The organism is Pseudomonas fakonensis, assembly GCF_019139895.1.
Lineage (GTDB): Bacteria > Pseudomonadota > Gammaproteobacteria > Pseudomonadales > Pseudomonadaceae > Aquipseudomonas > Aquipseudomonas fakonensis.
The window spans coordinates 2205197-2222731 of record NZ_CP077076.1; the positions used below are offsets into that span (position 1 = coordinate 2205197).

General features: G+C 64.5%; 12 protein-coding genes and 1 pseudogene. 5 read left to right on the forward strand and 8 right to left on the reverse strand.

The window, feature by feature from the left end; all coding sequences use genetic code 11:
• Positions 1 to 121 precede the first annotated feature (121 nt).
• On the reverse strand, positions 122 to 1708 hold the full coding sequence (locus tag KSS94_RS09965; protein ID WP_217842811.1) for a rhodanese-related sulfurtransferase: 1587 nt from the start codon (positions 1706 to 1708) through the stop codon (positions 122 to 124).
• A complete protein-coding gene (locus KSS94_RS09970; RefSeq protein WP_217842812.1) occupies positions 1705 to 2307 on the reverse strand; it encodes a cysteine dioxygenase family protein in 603 nt (200 codons plus the stop codon). The genes KSS94_RS09965 and KSS94_RS09970 overlap by 4 nt, the downstream gene beginning before the upstream one ends.
• Before the next feature lie 277 nt (positions 2308 to 2584).
• Here KSS94_RS09970 and KSS94_RS09975 point away from each other — a divergent pair, with 277 nt between their 5' ends.
• Positions 2585 to 3520, forward strand: coding sequence for an ABC transporter substrate-binding protein (locus tag KSS94_RS09975; RefSeq protein ID WP_217842813.1), 936 nt, complete (start codon positions 2585 to 2587; stop codon positions 3518 to 3520).
• A gap of 45 nt (positions 3521 to 3565) precedes the next feature.
• On the forward strand, positions 3566 to 4885 hold the full coding sequence (locus tag KSS94_RS09980) for an LLM class flavin-dependent oxidoreductase (protein ID WP_217842814.1): 1320 nt from the start codon (positions 3566 to 3568) through the stop codon (positions 4883 to 4885).
• A 90-nt stretch (positions 4886 to 4975) separates the two neighbouring features.
• On the opposite strand, the gene KSS94_RS09985 is transcribed toward KSS94_RS09980, so the two are convergent.
• The 3 genes and pseudogenes from KSS94_RS09985 to KSS94_RS27550 form a co-directional block, all read right to left on the reverse strand.
• Positions 4976 to 5251: a type II toxin-antitoxin system RelE/ParE family toxin gene (locus KSS94_RS09985; RefSeq protein WP_217842815.1), complete on the reverse strand. Its 276-nt coding sequence runs from the start codon at positions 5249 to 5251 to the stop codon at positions 4976 to 4978.
• Complete coding sequence (locus tag KSS94_RS09990; protein WP_217842816.1) at positions 5251 to 5523, reverse strand: CopG family ribbon-helix-helix protein; 273 nt, start codon at positions 5521 to 5523, stop codon at positions 5251 to 5253. Before KSS94_RS09990 ends, KSS94_RS09985 begins: the two co-directional genes overlap by 1 nt.
• Before the next feature lie 304 nt (positions 5524 to 5827).
• Positions 5828 to 6349, reverse strand: a pseudogene (locus KSS94_RS27550) (methyl-accepting chemotaxis protein); the annotation flags it as partial.
• Between the two features lie 1380 nt (positions 6350 to 7729).
• Between KSS94_RS27550 and KSS94_RS10000 the strand changes: the two are divergent.
• Positions 7730 to 8977 (forward strand): IS256 family transposase, encoded by a 1248-nt coding sequence (locus KSS94_RS10000; protein ID WP_217838745.1) that lies wholly within the window; start codon positions 7730 to 7732, stop codon positions 8975 to 8977.
• Positions 8978 to 9132: 155 nt separating this feature from the next.
• Here KSS94_RS10000 and KSS94_RS10005 read toward each other — a convergent pair whose 3' ends face one another.
• From KSS94_RS10005 to KSS94_RS10015, 3 genes are read right to left on the reverse strand one after another with little or no spacing between them, the layout of a single operon-like run.
• Positions 9133 to 11544, reverse strand: a complete 2412-nt coding sequence (locus KSS94_RS10005) for a TonB-dependent receptor plug domain-containing protein (RefSeq protein ID WP_217842817.1) — start codon at positions 11542 to 11544, stop codon at positions 9133 to 9135.
• Between the two features lie 34 nt (positions 11545 to 11578).
• Complete coding sequence (locus KSS94_RS10010) at positions 11579 to 12073, reverse strand: RidA family protein (RefSeq protein ID WP_225935858.1); 495 nt, start codon at positions 12071 to 12073, stop codon at positions 11579 to 11581.
• 17 nt (positions 12074 to 12090) lie between these two features.
• On the reverse strand, positions 12091 to 13653 hold the full coding sequence (locus tag KSS94_RS10015; protein WP_217842818.1) for an NAD(P)/FAD-dependent oxidoreductase: 1563 nt from the start codon (positions 13651 to 13653) through the stop codon (positions 12091 to 12093).
• Positions 13654 to 14049: 396 nt separating this feature from the next.
• On the opposite strand from KSS94_RS10015, the gene tssI reads away from it, so the two are divergent.
• Together tssI and KSS94_RS10025 are read left to right on the forward strand one after the other, a co-directional pair.
• Entirely contained in the window at positions 14050 to 16011 is a 1962-nt protein-coding gene (gene tssI, locus KSS94_RS10020; RefSeq protein ID WP_217842819.1) for a type VI secretion system tip protein TssI/VgrG, read from the forward strand.
• Positions 16008 to 16829: a DUF4123 domain-containing protein gene (locus KSS94_RS10025; protein WP_217842820.1), complete on the forward strand. Its 822-nt coding sequence runs from the start codon at positions 16008 to 16010 to the stop codon at positions 16827 to 16829. Before tssI ends, KSS94_RS10025 begins: the two co-directional genes overlap by 4 nt.
• Positions 16830 to 17535 lie beyond the last annotated feature (706 nt).

Here is a 17535-nt window from a genome sequence, read left to right on the forward strand (position 1 = left end):
CGCTATGCGCCCCATCGCGACACAAGGCCGCTTCCCACAGTATTGCACAGGCCTGAATCTGGCGCTGTACCTGTAGGAGCGCCAGCGTTCAGGCCATCAGCAAGACAGTTGTTCCCAGCGCTCAGCTCAACACCTTAAAGCCATGGGTCCCATCGCGTTCCAGCTGGGCGATCAGCCCGAACTCCCAGTCCAGGTAGCCCTGCATCGCCTCGTGCGGCGCGTCGGTGCCTTCATAGGGGCGGCGGTAGCGGTCGCTGCGCGGCACGGCCAGGTGCGTCTCGCCGCTTTCCAGGGCCAGCCCGGCGGCGATCCAACGGGCGGTGCCGCCTTCGAGCAGGTACACCGGAGTGCGGGTCAGGGTTTGCAGGTCGCGGGCGGCAAAGCGCGCCAGCAGGCTGCTGCCGCAGGTCAGCACGTAGCGCTGCGCCGGTGGCACCTGCTCCAGCACCTCGGCCAGTTGCGCGCGGATCGCCCAATGGGCACCGGGGATATGGCGCTTGACGTAGTTGGCGCTGGTGGTGAAGTCCAGCACCACAGTGCCGTCTTCCCGCCGCCAGGCCGCCAGTTGCTCGACGCCGATCTCGCGGGCCTCGGGCAGCGCCGGCAACGGCGCCTGCCATTCACCGTGGGCACTGAAGTCGCTGGCCGACAAGCCGTCCAGCACCGCCACCTGCCAGCCCATCTGTGCCAGCCACGAGGCACTCATGTTGGCGCGCACGCCGTCGTCGTCCACCAGCACGATGCGCGCCCCGCGCACACTGGCCACGTGGTCGGTTTCCTGCACCAGCTGGCCGCCCGGCACCGAGCGACTGCCCGGCAGGTGGCCGGCGTTGTATTCCTCTGCAGTGCGCACGTCGAACAGGTAGGTGGTGCGGGCGGTTTCGGCCTGCCAGGCCGCCAGCCCGGCACGCTCCAGGCGCTGCACCCCGGCGCGGTCGGCGACGCTGCGCGCCTGGCGCCCGGCGTTGGCCCGGGTGCCGGCGCTCACCTCGCTGAATGTCCGGTCCTGGCCGTGGGCCAGTTGCTGGCCGGCCAAGGTCCAGCCGATGGTGCCGTTGCGTAGCGCCGCCACCGGGTTGGGGATGCCGGCGTTGACCAGCGACTGGGTGCCGATGATGCTGCGGGTGCGCCCTGCGCAGTTGACGATCACCTGGGTGGACGGGTCTGGCGCCAGTTCCGCCACCCGCAATACCAGCTCGGCGCCAGGCACGCTGATGCCGCCGGGGATGCTCATGGTCTGGTATTCATCGAAGCGGCGGGCATCGAGCACCACCACGTTGGCCTTGTCGTCCAGCAGCGCTTGCACCTGTTCGGCGGCCAGCGACGGCGTGTGGCGCACGCTCTCCACCAGCTCGCCGAAGGCCTTGCTCGGTACGTTGACGTCGCGGAAGGTTTCACCGCCGGCTGCACGCCAGCCGGCCAGGCCACCGTCGAGCACGGCCACGTCGCTGTAGCCCAGCGCCAGCAGGCGCTGCGCCGCTACAGCAGCCAGGCCTTCAGCGTTGTCGTAAACGGTGATGGCGGTGTCACGCCGGGGTACCCGGGCGTAAACCTCAAGCTCCAGCCTGGACAGCGGAATGTTGGCGGCGAACAGCGGGTGGTCCTGGGCGTACGGGTCTTCTTCGCGCACATCGATCAGGGCCAGCTCCTCGCGGGCCAGCAGCGCACGGCGAATGTCGGCATAACGGCGGGTGGTGACGGTGCTCATGGGGCAGGGTTCTCTTTGGACAGGTCCCAGATGTTGGGGAGGCGGGTATTGGAGTAACCGGAGATGAATGGTTTTTCGCTGCCGTCTTCGGCGTACACCGCGCGCTTGACCGCGCCGATGTTGCCGCCGTAGACGTGGATGCTGATCGACACCTGGTCGGCGTAGGCATTGCTGACCTGGTGGATATCGCCAATGCGCGGCGACACGGCTTCCACCTGGCCCGGGGCCAGGCGCACCGGTGCGCCGTGGGGCTGCAAGGCGCCGCCTGCCGTGCGGCTAAAGCCCTGAGAGAGTTCGGCGCCGCGCAGCATGCCGATCAGCCCCCACACCCGGTGGTCATGCACCGGCGTGCGCTGCCCGGGGCCCCAGACAAAGCTCACCACCGAAAAGCGCTGGCGCGAGTCGCAGTGCAAAAGGTACTGCTGGTAGCGCTGCGGGTCGGGCTGGGCCAGTTCCTCGGGCAGCCAGTCGTCCTGGGCGACCAGGCTGGCCAGCAGGTTGTGCCCGCGGTCGAGGAGGGTGGCTTCGTCGGGGTGCTGGTCGAGCAGCCCGGCAAGGCTTTCGATGAAATGGCGCAGGCGCTTGGGGTCATGGCTCATGGTTAAGGCTCGGCGTACGGTTTCAGGTAACCCTAGCAAAGCCCTTTTGTATTCTCAAAATGCAAAATAATCATAAGCTAATATGTGATTTGTGCATTTATTATGGCCTGTCGTCAAAGGCATGAGGTTATGCCTAAAGCGCATTTCACAGCCTTTGTAATGACCTATAGATTATAAAAATCGGCTAAATAAGACCCAAATGCTATAAAACAATCGCCACGAGACCGCACGCGCGGATCGGCCTTACATGCCCCAGGCGGGCATCTGGAGACCACCCGTGCGTTACTTCAAGCAACTGGCTGCCACCGTGCTGGCCACCACTTTCAGCCTCACCGCCGCCGCCCAGACACTGGTGGTCGGTGACCAGAGCTACAACGCCCAGGCGGTGATGGAAGCGGCCGGGGTATTGGACGGCTTGCCCTACACCCTGGAATGGAAGCAGTTCACCGCAGGCTCCCCGGTGGCCGAGGCGCTGAATGTCGGCAGCCTCGACATCGGCCTGCTGGGCGATGCGCCGCCGCTGTTTCTCGGCGCCCTCGGCGCGCCGATCAAGGTGATCGCGGTCAGCCGGCAAAACCTTGAAGGCGTGGCCATCCTGGCCCGCAAGGACTCATCCATCCACAGCCTGCAAGACCTGCGCGGCAAACGCGCGGCACTGTGGAAGGGCTCGTGGAGCCAGCAGCTGCTGTTCAGCGCCCTGGACAAAGCCGGCGTGCCACGCGATGCCCTGGAACTGCGCTACCTGAGCGCCCTCGATGCCTCCCACGCCCTGGACGGCGGCTCGGTGGACGTGATTGCCACCTGGGAGCCCTACGTCACCCAGCAGGAGCGCCAGGGCGCGCGGGTGTTGGCCACTGCAGAAGGGGTGATCCCGGCGCAGAGTTTCGTGGTGGCCAACAGCAAGGCGGTGGACGCCAAGCGCGCGCAGATCGCCGACTTTTTGCAGCGCCTGAAAAAGGCCCGTGACTGGACCTTGAGCGACCCGGCCCACACCGAGGCCTACGCCGATGCCTGGGCCAAACGCACCCGTGCCGACGGCGACATCGCCCGCGCCTGGTTCGCCCGCGCCCGCACCGACCTGGCGCCGCTGAACCCGCAGGTGATCGTCGATGCGCAAAAGACCGTGGATTTTTTCGCCGGCATCGGCCTGATCAAGGGCTACCCGGCGGCCAGCCTGTTCGACAGCTCGTTCGGGGCGGCCATCGCCAAGTAATGACTTCGCCTGTACCGGCCCAATAAAGATACCGAGGACACCCCCATGACCCAACGACAGATCAAACTCGGCGCCCTGACCATGGGCTGCGGCGGCCCTGGCCGGCACAACCTGTGGCTTGACCCTGAGCTTCCGGCCGACGCCAGCGTCAACATCGACTGGTACATCGACATCGCCCGCCAGGCCGAGGCGGCGCTGTTCGACCTGGTGTTCATCGTCGACAGCCAGTTCATCACCCAAGGTTCCCCCTCGCACTACCTCAACCGCCTCGAGCCCCTGACCCTGCTCTCGGCCCTGGCCGTCAGCACCCGCCACATCGGCCTGGTGGGCACCCTCACCACCTCCTACAACGCCCCCTACAACGTCGCCCGCAGGCTTGCCTCGCTGGACCTGATCAGCAAAGGCCGCGCCGGTTGGAACGTGGTCACCAGCGGCGATGCCGGCACTGCCGGCAATTATGGCCTGGACGAGCACTACGACTACGACACCCGCTACGCCCGCGCCCAGGAACACGTGCAGGTGGTGCAGGGCCTGTGGCAGTCGTACGAGGACGATGCCTTCCCCCGCGACCGCGCCACTGGCCGCTTTCTCGACCCTGCCAAGCTGCACGGGCTGAACCACAAGGGCGAGCACTTTTCGGTGGTCGGCCCGCTGAACATCCAGCGCTCGCCCCAGGGCCAGCCGGTGATCTTCCAGGCCGGCGACTCCGAGCAGGGCCGTGACCTGGGCGCCGCCACGGCCGATGTGGTGTTCACCCATGCCGCCAGCATCGAGCAGGGCCAGGCGTTCTACCGCGACATCAAGGCCCGCGCCGCGAAGCTGGGGCGCGACCCTGAGCAGTTGCTGGTGTTGCCGGGGGCGGAAATCTACGTCGGTGACACCGATGAGCACGCCCGCGAGATCGAGCGCCACTACCACCAGGCCGACCACAGCTTCGAGCTGGCGCTGAAGGAGTTCGGGCGCAATTTCGGCTGGCACGACTTCAGCCAGTACGACCTGGATGCGCCGTTCCCCCAGCAAAGCCTGGAATACGCCCGCAGCAGTTTCTTCACCAATGCCAAGCGCATCGCCGACCAGGCCCGCGAAAAGGGTTTCAGCCTGCGCCAGGCCGTGGAGTATGGCCGCCAGCTGCGCCCCGGTGCGTTCGTGGGCTCGGCGCAAAGCGTGGCGGCGAAGATGGCCGAATGGTTCGAGGCGCGGGCCCTGGATGGCTTCAACATCTACATCGGCCACCCCGGCCAGTTCCGCCGCTTCACTGACGAAGTGGTGCCGCTGCTGCAGGAGCGCGGGGTGTACCGCACCGCCTACGAAGGCACTACCCTGCGCGAGAGCCTGGGCTTGCAGATACCGCGCTTTGGCCGTTGACTGGCAACGGGGCAGGAGTGGACTCATTACTTGTAGGAGCCGGCTTGCCGGCGATGAGGCCAGTCGCCCCAACCCGGCTCTTGCAGAGTTTCAGCGTTCTTCGCGGGTATGCCACAGGCGCAGCAGGTAGATGCAAGAAGGCGTGATCTCATATCGCATTTCGTAATGACCAACCAGAATCCGTCGCACTTCGCGTGGTTCGAATTCTTCCAGCCGCTCTCCTACCCGAGGGTTGGTCAGCAGAACGTTAGGTGCTGCTGCGAGCTGTTGAACGGTGCGCGCTGCAGCAGATGGGTTCACGGCAGCTAGAAATTCATGCAGGCGTGCCAGGTCGGACAGCCCCTTGCTGGTCCACTTCAACTCCATCAACGAGGTACCGGCAGGGGGGAGTCCGTGCCCAGGCTTTCAGCCCAAGCCTGAACAGACTGATGATCGATCACTCTGCCGGCATCGACATCTGCCAGTGCTTCAAGGGTCAGGCGGTTTCGTTCATCTTCCTGAGCCAGCCAGTCAGACAGCGCCTGTTTGACAATCCAGTTCTTTGAGCGCTCGAGCCGGGTGGCGATTTCATCGATGCGCTCGGCCAATTCCACGGGTACATGGGCCGTAACTGAACGGGTTTTGGCGGCGATAGTCATGGCGACCTCAGGCTTTGATCGAAAACGATTGAAGGTTAATCGTAATGAATCACCACACTGAGTCAATGACCGCTCGTAGGAGATTACCCAGCCCCTCGGGCTGCGCTGTCTCGCAGATGCACCGCGACGCCTGTGGGAAGCGGCCTCGTGTCGCGATGGGCTGCGAAGCGGCCCCAGGATATTGGCATCATGCAAAATTGCCGGGGCTGCTACACAGCTCATCGCGACACAAGGCCACTTCCCACAGAGACCGTGTTAAATCAATGATTTTTGGTTTGTTCATTGCCCAGGCTGAATTCAGACCTCAAGTACGAAACGCACTCAAACCGCCCTTGAGCGCCCTGGCGGTGCTGCCCAGCGTGGTCGCCGAATCGTGGATCTCGGCAATCCCCTGCGAGGTATGTGCAAAGCTTTCATGCATGCCGCCTAGGCGCCCGGCGATGTCGGTGACCGCGTGCTGGATTTCTTCACTGCTGGTCAGTGCGCGGTCCATGGCGCCACTGACCTGGCCCATCTGGCGCACCAGCCCGTCGATGACCCCAAGGGTACTGTCGGAGCTCTGCGCCAGGCTGCGCGACTGCTCGGCGGTACTGCTCATGCGTTCGGCAATCTGGCGGATGCCGCTGGTGACGGCGTTGATGACCTGGTTGGCGTCGTTCAGCACCCCTTGGGTTTGCCCGGCCAGCTTGCGCACCTCGTCAGCCACCACCGCGAACCCGCGGCCGGCTGCACCGGCCCGCGCCGCCTCGATGGCGGCGTTGAGCGCAAGCAGGTTGGTCTGGTCGGAAATGGCGGCGACCATCTGCAGCACCTGGCCGATCTTTTCCGCTTCGCGGCTCAGGTGCTGCAGGTCGCTGGCAAGCTCGATGCTCGCCGAGGTGCTGCCGTGCACGTCGCCGATCAGGCGCTTCAACTCCTGATGGGTCAGGCTCAGTTCGCCAACGGCAGACTTCAGGTCCAGGCGCACCGTATCGGCCAGGCTCGAGGAGTTCTCGGCGGCCTGGCGAATGGACTGGCCGTGCTGGTTGATATCGGCCAACTGCCCGCCGGCCTGGCGGATGCGCAGGTTTATTTCGTCGGCAAGCTGCAAGAAGATCTCCGCCAGGCGCTGGTTGCTTTCGGCCATGCCGGAGGCGTTGCCCAGGGTCTGGCGCAGGTCTTGAAGCAGGTTGGCCAAGTGCTTGCCCATCTGGCCGGTTTCATCGCCGTTAAGCACCGTGACGGTGGTCGACAGGTCGCGTTGTTCGGCGATGTAGTTCAATTGCCCGGTCAGGTGGTGAATGCCCCGCACCAGCATGCGCGCGGCCAGCCAGGACAACAGCAGACCGACCAGGAAAGACGCCGCGCCAATCAGCAGCAAACGCTCAAGGCTGGCCTGAATGGCCGCATTCAGTGCATCCAGGGTGACATCCACCCCCACGATGTATTGCTGGCCGTCGGCGTTGTGCAACGGCAGGAAGATCGAACGGAAGCTGCCGAAGCTGTCGGTGTACTCGTCGAATTGTTCCTGGTTGCTGCGTGAGGCTTCGATCACTGCAGGGCTGGCGTCGCTGTAGTGCTCCAGGTGCTTGGAGTAGGTGCCGCCGGCAATGTCGCCGGCATTGGCGCTGTCGGCCAGGTAAGCCACTTTGCCCTGTGCATCGACCATCAGGCTGTAGGCATATTTGAGGTTGACCTCGCGCGCATACTCACCAAGGTTGCGTACCTGGGCTTCGTACTCACCGGCCTTCAGGCCGTTGGCCTCACGGGTGCGGGTGAGGTAGTCGGCACCCAGTACCCGCGGCACGGCGTAGGCGACCGTGCGCAAGCGGTTGTCGATTTGCTGGCGAATATCCTGCGATTTGGAGTACTGGGCGTAACTGATGAAGGCGGTGATGCTGATCAGGTTGACCAGGGTGAGCGACAGTAACAGCTTGGTTTGTAGGCGGAGGTTGCCCAAGAGCATGTGAAAGAATCCGTTCAAAGGCTTGGAAGTTCAAGCAGGAGGGTGCTCTGGTTATCGAACGAATGGGGGAAAACATTAGCGGAAGTTGTGGGGTGCTATTGAGTGGCGTTGCACTATCGGGAAGTTAGTTCGCAGGGCTGTTAATTATTTTAATCGGTTTGGTGGTGAATGAAGTTTGCGGCAGGGCTGCCAGGTGTTCGCCACAACCCGAGGGTGTCAGAAATTTTGTGTTCGGGCATAACATGAGTAAGAGGTGCATGTATGCCAACCAAAAAGAAACCCTTGCGTGACCTGCCAAAAATCCCCAAAGAGCTGCTGGAGCAGTTCGGCGAGGGCCTGATGTCCGCAGAAGCAATCGAGGATGCCTCAGCGGCGTTCAAGAAGGCCTTGATCGAGCGTGCCTTGAGTGCCGAACTCGGTCACCACCTGGGTTATCCGCCGGGCGCGCAGCGCCCGGCGGATGAAACCAATCAGCGTAACGGCAAGAGTGGCAAGACGGTTTTGACCGGCGATGGCCCGCTACGACTGGAAATCCCTCGCGATCGAGACGGTAGTTTTGCGCCCATTCTGATCCCCAAGCATGAGCGGCGTTACACCGGTTTCGATGACAAGATCATCGCCATGTACGCCCGTGGAATGACGGTCAGAGAGATCCGAGCCTTTCTGTCCGAGCAGTATGGAACAGAGGTCTCACCCGACTTCATCAGCTCTGTGACAGACGAGGTCATGGACGAGATTGGCGCGTGGCAACAGCGGCCACTGGAGCCGATGTACCCGGTCATTTTCTTCGATGCGCTGCGGGTGAAGATCCGCGAAGAGGGCCTGGTGCGCAACAAGGCCATTTACTTGGCCCTGGGCGTTCTTCCCGACGGAACGCGAGATATCCTGGGCATCTGGATCGAGAACACCGAGGGTGCGAAGTTTTGGATGAAGGTCTTTAACGATCTCAAGACGCGCGGTGTCGAAGATGTGCTGATTGCCGTGACCGATGGCCTCAAAGGTATGCCAGAGGCTCTCAGTGCCGTGTTTCCAGAGACGACGTTGCAAACGTGCATCGTGCACCTGATCCGCAACAGCCTCGACTTCGCGGCCTGGGACAAGCGGCGAGCTCTGGCCAAGGAGCTGAAGCCGATTTACCAAGCCATCAATGCTGAAGCGGCTGAGCAAGCACTCGATGAGTTTGAGAACGGGCCGTGGGGGGAGAAATATCCAACGGTGGTGGCTGCTTGGAGACGGGCTTGGGATCGCGTGATTCCATTCTTTGTTTTCCCGCCCGCCATCCGGAAAGTGATCTATACCACCAACGCCATCGAGAGCATCAACGCCCAGCTACGCAAGGTCATCAAGACTCGCGGGCATTTCCCGAATGATGACGCAGCGACCAAACTGATCTGGCTGGGATTGCGCAACATAACAGCCAATTGGGGAAAGCCGGCCCATGACTGGAAAAGCGCGATGAATCAATTCGCGATTCTGTATGGAGATCGGTTCATCAGGCCGACCTGGTGAGAATCAGGGCCTGCCTGACGGCAGGCCGTTACCGGCCCGCACACAAAAAATCTGACAGTCCCCACAACCCTTGTAGCGCCTGTGAGATCGAGCGCCGCGCGGGCGGCGCTCGATCTCATAGGCGCTGAAGAACCTTCGGCGAACACCTGCCACCCTCAAAAGTTATAAGTCACCCGCCCAAAGTAATACCCCCCGCTAAACCCGTACGGCGAATACACCCCATACCCCTTGACCATGGTCTTGCTGCTCGGCGCCTGGCGCTCGGGGTACACATCGAACAAGTTGCGCGCACCGATCGCCAGTTCCAGGTCCTTGGTCAGCTGGTAGCCCACATCCAGGTCGGTGATCCAGCGCGCCTTGTACTCGCGGTCCAGGCTGCGGTCGCTCGCCGAGTTGACTTCGCGCCATGAACCATAACGGGTCAGCCCCAGGTTCACCCGGTAGCGGTCCAGCCGCCAGTTGCCGCCCAGTATCAGCTTGGTGTGCGGCTGCACTTCGGTCAGCAGGTTGCGCGCCTGGCGGTCCATCAGCTGGTAGGGCGTGCCGAGAATGTTCACGCTTTCCTTGTAGTCGAGAATCTCGGTGTCGTTCCAGTTGAACGCCGCCGTCCACTTCACTGTGCCGGCACTGCCCAGGTCGTGGTCGTAGCTGCCCACCAGGTCCAGGCCCTTGGTGCGGGTGTCGGCGCCGTTGGTGAAGTACTGCCCGCCAGAGGTGGAGTCGATGCCGTTGGCCAGCAGCGCAGCGGTTACCTCGGGGCCAAGCAGGGTGCCGGTGAGGGTGATGCGGTCGCGCACGTTGATCAGGTAGGCGTCGGCGGTAAAGGCCAGGCGCTCGCTGGGCTGCCAGGTCAGGCCGAGGCTGTAGTTGGTCGACTTTTCAGGTTTCAGCGGTTCGGCGCCCAGGGCCTGGGCAGCGGCCGAGCCCACCGGCAGCACGCCGTAGTTGATCGACTGGTACACGCCGTTGACCACCCCGTAGGTGGTGGAGCGGGCGCTGAACAGGCTGTTGGCCAGCGACGGCGCGCGGAAACCGTTGCTCACTGTGGCCCGTACCGCCAACTGCGGGGTGAACTCGTAGCGGGTGGTCAGCTTGCCGCTGCGGGTGGCGCCAATGCCGCGGTCGTAGTGCTCGTAGCGCAGCGCGGCGCCCCAGTACCACTGTGGCAGCGGGTTGAAGCCCACATCGATGTAGCCGGCATAGCTGTTGCGGCTGGCACTGGTGGCCTCGGCCGGCGAGATGCCGTTGGTCACCTGGGCGCCGGACGAGGCGCAGTTGCCGGGCGCCGCGCAGTAGCCGCCGTCGGCCCAGCTGGCCCAGTCGCCGTCCTGCACCTGGTAGCTGTCGCGGCGCTGCTCCAGGCCCCACGAGAAGTCCAGCGGCTTGCTCAGGCCCACCTCGTAGCTGCGGTGCAGGTCCAGGTTGCTGGTCAACTGCGAGCTGACCCAGGTGCCGGACTCGAAGTGGTTGGGGGTAGCCTCGCCCAACGACGGGTTCTGGTTGTTCCAGGTGCCTTGTTCGGCAGTGTTGCGCCCGTAGGTGCTGGACAGGTCCCAGTCCCACTCGCCGGCCAGGCCCTTGGCGCCGAACGCCGCCTGGTAGTCGTACTCCTCGATGTACCAGGTAGGCGTGTAGCCGGCCGGGCGCCCGTTGGGCCCGGTGGTGATGGTGTTGACGATGGTCGGCAGGCGGAAGTTCTGGCCCTGCTCGGCCTTGCGGTACGACCAGGTGCTGAACGAGTACAGGGTCAGGTCATCCTCCAGCGGCAGCTCGGCGTTGTAGCCCAGGGTCAGCAGGTTGATCTTCGGCGTGCCGTAGCCGCCGTAGGTGACCTTGCCGGCCTGGCCCAGCGCCTCGGCTTCGCTGTAGCCGTTGGCGCTGGCCTTGTTGTCGTCGTTCTGGCTGCGGGCGTCCAGGGCAAATTGCACAACGCCGTCGCGGCCGATCTCGAAGCCCTTGTTCAGGCTTTGCTGCACGGTCTGCTTCTTGCCGTCGTAGCCCTGGCCTGCGGTGGTCACGGCGGTGCCGCGGGTGTCGGCCTTGAGAATGACGTTGATCACCCCGGCGATGGCGTCCGAGCCGTACTGGGCCGCAGCGCCGTCACGCAGCACCTCGACATGGTCGATGGCGCTGATGGGAATCAGGTCCAGGTCGCTGGGTGCGGCGCCGGCGTTGATACCGCTGATGTTCAGGGTGGCGCTGGTGTGGCGGCGCTTGCCGTTCACCAGCACCAGCACCTGGGCGGCGTTGAGGCCGCGCAGGTTGGGCGCGCGGGCCATGCCGCTGGCGTCCCAGCCGGTTTTTTCCGGCAGGGTCAGCGACGGCACGCTGGCACTGAGGGCTTCCATCAGGCCGGGCTTGCCGGTTTCCTGCAGCTGCCTGGCGCTGATCACGTCGATCGGCACCGGGCTTGAAGTCACGGTACGTTTTTCGCTGCCGCGGTTGCCGGTCACGATCACCGTGCCCAGGGCCTGGGCGGCAGGTTCTTCGGCGCTGGCCGGGGCGCTGGGCAGCCCCGCCGCCAGGGCCATGCTCAACAGCGGGGCAGTGGTAAAGGCTTGCTTCATTGCACGCAGTTCCTTGTCTGGCGGGGTGGCGCGCTCAGGGCGCCTTGGCCGCGATCGCGTCGATTTCCACCAGCGCACCGGGTAGTGGCAGGGCCACTACCTGGAGGGCGGTGCGGGTCGGGGTGTTGGGCTGTTCGGCGGTGGCGAAAAACTCGGTGTAGGCCGCCTGCAGGCCGGTAAAGTCGAGCTGGCCACCGTTGGCCGGGTCGCCTACCAGAAACACCCGCAACTGCACGATATCGCCCAGGCCCAGCCCCTGGCTTTGCAGGGCCGTGCGCAGCTTTTTCAGCACCGAACGGGCCTGGGTTTCGGTGTTGCCCAGGGCGGTGATGCTGCCTTTGGCGGCGTTGGGGTCGGCAACATCCGGCAGGGTGCCGCTGATGAAGGTCAGCTGGCTGCCGGCCGGCACCGTCACCAGTTGCGAAATCGGGAAGTTCGAACCAGGCGGCGCAACACGCTTGATGCCGTCGGCGTGGGCGTTGAGGGTCAGCGACATAAGCACTCCGGCAAGCAGAAGAAAACGAGGCATGGGTGGTTTCCTGTGGGTCAGGCGGCGGCGCCGCGGGTGGTCTGGGCGGCATGGCTGGCGATCAGGCCGACCACCCGGCGGGCCGATTCGGCGGCGCTGTTCTGCCAGATGCCCACGCCGCCATGGGCCAGGGCGTCGCTGGCCAGCCAGGTGCGGCCCTGGGGCTGGTTGAGGGTGTCGTAGCCAGGCTGGGCGACCTCGTCGTGGACGATCCACGGCGCCTCGCTGAACGGCACTTTCGACCAGTTCACCACCAGCGGCCGGCCCAGCTTGTGGCTGTGGCCCGGGTGCAGCGATTCCACCGCCTGGCGCGACGAGGCAATCTGCGCCTGCAGCGATTTGCCGGCGAACTGCTGGGCCACGGCGCCGGTGTTGTAGGTGGCCACCAGCACGCCCTGGGCGCTGTTCAGGTGGTCGCTGGGGTACCACAGGGTGCGCGCCTCGTGGTTGATGTAGCTGAGCCCGCCGTAAATCTGGAAGTCGGTTTCCCAAAAACGCGGCGACTGCCAGGCCACCTTGTTGGCCTTGTCGCCCTCGGCGCTGGCGATGGCCTGCCTGAACGGCGCGTCGAAGTTGTTCGGCAGCTTGGCCAGCAGCGGCAAGGGCAGGGTGACGATGGCGTAGTCGGCGTGTTCAACGTGCTGCTGGCCGCTTTTGCGGTCGCGCCACACTACCTTGGCACCCTGCTCGCCGGTCTCCACCCCCAGCACTTCGGCGCCCAGGCGCACGCTGTCTTTTACCTGGCGGTAGAAGGCCTTGGGGATCTGGTCCATGCCGCCCACCGGCTGGAACATGGTCGAGGAAAATTCCGGAATCTCGTCGAACACCAGCGGCAGCAGCAGGTTGCTGTCCAGCAGCTGGTCCAGCGGCACCGGCTGGCGCTGTACCGGGGTCTGGTCGCCGGCCCCGGCAAAGCGTGTGTAGCCGGCGCGCACCGAGCCGCGGTACTGCTGCTGGCTGTCGAGGTCGCCGTACACCTTCAAAAAGTCCAGCAGCGCCTTGCGCTGGCCGCCGCTGAGCTCGGCATCCAGGCTGTTGCGGCTGACGCTGCGCGCCAGCAGCTCGCTGAAGTGGCCGCGGGTGTCGTTGACCGCCTGGCGCAGCAGCAGCGGCGGGCGGGCAAGGTCTGGCTGGGCCAGGGCGTTGCGGCTGCTGTTGACCAGCACCTGCAGCTCCACGCCAAGCTCGCGGCAGTAGCCGAGGATGGTCAGGTGGTGGCTGGGCAGGCGCGCGGCGCCGGCATTGAAGAAGTGCCCCTGGTCGAATTCGACGGTTTGCGTGGTGCCGTCGTTGTGCTCGATGCGGTCGCCCTGGCGCAGGGTCCACACCCGCCCGCCCACCCGCTCGCGGGCCTCCAGCACGGTCACGGCAAAGCCTGCCTTGCGCAGCTCGTAGGCCGACACCAGGCCGCTGATGCCGGCGCCGACAATCACCACGCGCTTGCCGTTGCCGCCGTTGGCGGCCAGTTGCAGGGGTTCGAAGGTGGCGGCCAGGGCGTTGTGCCCCAGCGCGCCCAGCGCCGCCGAGTAGCCGCCGATGGCGGCCATGCGGGCGATCAAGTCTCTACGGGAAAGTCCCATGTTGCGTCTCCGTTCAGGTCTCAAGCGAAGGTGCGCAACAGGGCAGACGTACCCCTGGCGGGGGCCCGACGACGTTGGCGCACATCCATTTGCCTCCGCCAGGTTGGGGTCGGTTTACAGAACTTAATGGTCTTTATGAGGGTTGTGAAAGGCTTTTTGGTTCTAAGTTAATATGCTGTTTAGTGATTAAGTTTATTTGTATAAATGCATGTTTGGCATGATTTTGTGCGACGGCTGAAACATTCGACAAAGGCTGACATTTCAAAGGGAATCGCCCCACTTTCGCGTCAGAAGCGTCCTACAGCACGGGTTTTTTGTTCTTGCTAGCGTTCGCCCTTTGCCACCTCGGCAGGGCCCGAACCCCGCGCCGCTGCCGCGCAAATACAAGGACAAAGGATGTTCAACCCACTCAGCGCACAACGCCTGCGCCTGCACGCCGACGCCCTGCCGCGTGACGCGCAGGTGCTTTCCTTCAGCGGCAGCGAAGGCATCGGCACCCTCTACAGCTTCGATATCCAGCTGGTCAGCGAAAACTTGAGCGTGGCCCTCGAGGCGCTGCTCGGGCAGCCGGCGTTCCTCGCCTTCGACGCCGATGGCCGGGGCATACACGGGGTGCTGGCCGAGGCTCGCCAGGGCGCAATCGGCACCCGCCTGGCCCACTATCAGGTGCGCCTGGTGCCGCACATGGCGCGCCTGGCCCTGCGCCACAACTACCGCATCTTCCAGCAGCGCAGCGTGGCGCAAATCATCGCCCAGTTGCTCGAAGAGCACGGCCTGCTCGGCGATGCCTTCACCTTCCAGCTCGAAGCCGACTACCCGCCGCGCGATTACTGCGTGCAGTACGGCGAAAGCGACCTGGTCTTCGTCGAGCGGCTGTGCCAGGAGGAGGGCATTCACTACCGCTTCGAGCATGCGCCCGGTGGCCACCGGGTGCTGTTCAGCGACCACCAGATGCACTTCCCGCACTTGCCCGCCAGCCTGGCCTTTGTGCCGGGCAACGGCATGCACGCCGAAGGCCCGGTGGTCAGCGCGTTTGCCATGACCGTGCAACGCAGCGTCGAGCAGGTGATGCTGCGCGACCATGACTTTCGCAAGGCCAGCGTCGAGCTGGCCCATGCCAGCCGCGCCGGCGACGCCCCGGCGCTGGAGCACTACGCCTACCCCGGTGGCCTGTTGCAAACCCTCGACCAGGCCCGCGGCCGCGTGCAGGCCCAACGCGCCCTTGAGCGCTGCCGGGTTGGCCGCTGCCGGGCCGACGGCAGCAGCGACGCGCCGGCGCTGGCCAGCGGCCGGCTGCTGACCCTCAGCGGCCACCCGCAGCAGGCCTGCAACCAGATGTGGCTGGTCACCCAGGTCACCCATACAGGGCACCAGCCCCAGGTGCTGGAAGAACAGGCCGGTGGACAAGATAGCGACCATTACGCCAATACCTTCAGCGCCATCCCCTGGGATGCCACCTTCCGCTCGCCGCTGATCCATCCCAAGCCCCGCGCACCCTCCAGCCAACAGGCCCGGGTCACCGGGCCTGAGGGCGAAGAGGTGTATTGCGATGCCTTCGGCCGGGTCAAGGTGCAGTTCCCCTGGGACCGCGAAGGCCAGGGCGACGAGCACAGCAGCTGCTGGCTGCGGGTGGCCTCCGGCTGGGCCGGGGACCGCCATGGCGCACTGGCCATCCCCCGGGTCGGCATGGCCGTGCTGGTGAGCTTTCTTGACGACGACCCCGACCAGCCGGTCATCAGCGGCTGCCTGCCCGACAGCCTGCACATGCCGCCCTACAACCAGCCCGAGCACCACAGCCGCACCGTGCTGCGCAGCCGCAGCCTGGGCGGTGGTGGCGGCTACAACGAACTGGCCATGGACGACCGCGGCGGCCAGGAGCTGTTCTACCTGCGTGCCCAGCGCGACCTGCAGCAGCGCGTCGAACGCAACAGCCAGCTGTACATCGGCGGCCTGCAGCAGGCCGTGGTGGTGGGCGAGCGCAAGACACTGCTGCACGCCAGCGACCACCTCACCGTCGAGCAGGCCAGCCACACCCGGGTCGGCACGCTGCTGCTGCAGCACGCCGGCCAGCGGGTACAGATATCGGCTGACGGTGACGTGCTGGTGGAGGGCGGCAACAGCATCACCCTCAAGGTCGCCGGCCAGCACCTGCTGGTGAATGCCGGCGGCATCTTCACCAGCAGCCCGATCCAGCTCGGCGGCGCGCCGGCCGCCCTCCTTGCCAACACCCCCTCCATGCCGCCCGCGCCAAGCCAGCTGGCGCTGCTCAAGGCCAGCCAGGCCGCCGGCAGCGACTATTGCCCGTTGTGCCAAAGCTGCCGCGACGGCCAGTGCCTGCCGGCCGGAGGTGGCCAATGAGCCCGCTATCCCCTTGGCAGTGGCTGGCGCAGCAGCGCGCTGCGGGCCACGACATCGCCGTGTTGCTCGAGGCGGGCAGCGAAGCCGGCCAACGCTTGATGGCCAGCGTGCCAGGTGAACGCTGGCAACTGCTGTACCAGCAAACCGACGCCGCCTACCTGGCCGACCATGGCCCGGCGTGCTGCCTGGTCGGCGAAACCGAACTGCCGCTGCTGCAACCCCTGCTGCAAGCCCCAGGCGAACACTGGGGCTGGCTGGCCAGCCTGGCCCCAGGCGAGATGCCCGCCTGGGTAGCGCACTGGCGGGCGCGGTTGCTGCTGGGCCAGCCCCCGCAGCAGGCGCTGTACCGCTTCCACGACAACCGCGTACTGGCCCGCGGCCTGGCCCTGGCCCAGGCCACCCTGCCGGCCTACCTCGGCCAGGCCATCAGCGTTTGCTACTGGCAGGGCGAGGCTTGGGCCAGCGCAGACAACCCCCTGCCTGGCGCCCATCCCGTTCCCACCCACCCCGCCTGGCTGCAAGCACCGCCCCCGGCGGTGGACGGCCCCATCGCCGTGGCCAACGCCCACCGCTACCTCTACAGCCAACACCTGGAGGCTTATCTGAAGCTCGCCGAACAGCAGCCACCGCTGCCGTGGTTGCAGCGGCAGTTGCAGCGCGGGCAGGGGTGGGGGTGGCACACGCAGAAGCAGATCGAGTTTTTGCTGGTGAACAGCCTGCGCTCGCCAGGGTTCGAGTTGCCGGAAGGGTGTGAGCCTTGGCCGGGGGAATTGCCGGCGGCGCATATGGAACGGTTGCGGCGGCATTTGCTGGTTTGAGAGGGGGAGAGGGTATGAAAGTTGGATTCAAGGAAAGTTGTTGGTTGGTGAGTGTTGCGGTGTTGGTGGGGTGTGGGGATAAAGAATCCAATACGTTTACGTTGGTGGGTGAGTTGCCGCCTAACTTTTCCTACTCTGCAAGTACCCGATACGTCCCTGATCCTAAAACAAAATGCGCGGTTACCGATTGGCGGCGAACAATGCCGACATATAACAAGAGGTGGCGCGAAAAATATGACCCGGTGGCTGTTGTAGAGATTCGTAAGGTGATTAAGGGGTGTCAGATGATCCTGCGGCACATAAAAATAACTATAAATGCGACGTATGGGGAATCAATTCGAGATCAGCATGGTGATGCTGCGAATATTGGTGTGTACGTCGAATTGCCCGATAAGCACTTGCGAACGATGAAGTCTGAGGCTGAGGACGTTTTCTATGGTGAGTGTCAGTGGTTGTTTCGTACGGCGGGGACTGACCGGATCATTCGGAAGATTCTCGATTGCAAGAAGGATAATGAGCGTGGCGAGACGGGTGTTGGAAAGCCTTTTGCGGCCTACACGCTTGACCAATTGCCGGGGAAAATAGTTCGGATGGATATACGGCTCGCTGTCGAGGAGAGGCCTTATTTTAGAGACACTTGGGTTCGGTTTTCGGACGGGTGGAGGAGATGTATGGGTAAGGGAAAGCAAGATGTCAGAGGGTATTG

Bases quoted from the DNA above. Each gene is read 5' to 3' on its own strand.
- KSS94_RS10010 (WP_225935858.1), bottom strand. From the start codon at position 12,073: ATGCCTCGTTTTCTTCTGCTTGCCGGAGTGCTTATGTCGCTGACCCTC.
- KSS94_RS09965 (WP_217842811.1), bottom strand. From the start codon at position 1,708: ATGAGCACCGTCACCACCCGCCGTTATGCCGACATTCGCCGTGCGCTG.
- KSS94_RS09990 (WP_217842816.1), bottom strand. From the start codon at position 5,523: ATGACTATCGCCGCCAAAACCCGTTCAGTTACGGCCCATGTACCCGTG.
- KSS94_RS09985 (WP_217842815.1), bottom strand. From the start codon at position 5,251: ATGGAGTTGAAGTGGACCAGCAAGGGGCTGTCCGACCTGGCACGCCTG.
- tssI (WP_217842819.1), top strand. From the start codon at position 14,050: ATGTTCAACCCACTCAGCGCACAACGCCTGCGCCTGCACGCCGACGCC.
- KSS94_RS10015 (WP_217842818.1), bottom strand. From the start codon at position 13,653: ATGGGACTTTCCCGTAGAGACTTGATCGCCCGCATGGCCGCCATCGGC.
- KSS94_RS10025 (WP_217842820.1), top strand. From the start codon at position 16,008: ATGAGCCCGCTATCCCCTTGGCAGTGGCTGGCGCAGCAGCGCGCTGCG.
- KSS94_RS10005 (WP_217842817.1), bottom strand. From the start codon at position 11,544: ATGAAGCAAGCCTTTACCACTGCCCCGCTGTTGAGCATGGCCCTGGCG.
- KSS94_RS10000 (WP_217838745.1), top strand. From the start codon at position 7,730: ATGCCAACCAAAAAGAAACCCTTGCGTGACCTGCCAAAAATCCCCAAA.
- KSS94_RS09980 (WP_217842814.1), top strand. From the start codon at position 3,566: ATGACCCAACGACAGATCAAACTCGGCGCCCTGACCATGGGCTGCGGC.
- KSS94_RS09970 (WP_217842812.1), bottom strand. From the start codon at position 2,307: ATGAGCCATGACCCCAAGCGCCTGCGCCATTTCATCGAAAGCCTTGCC.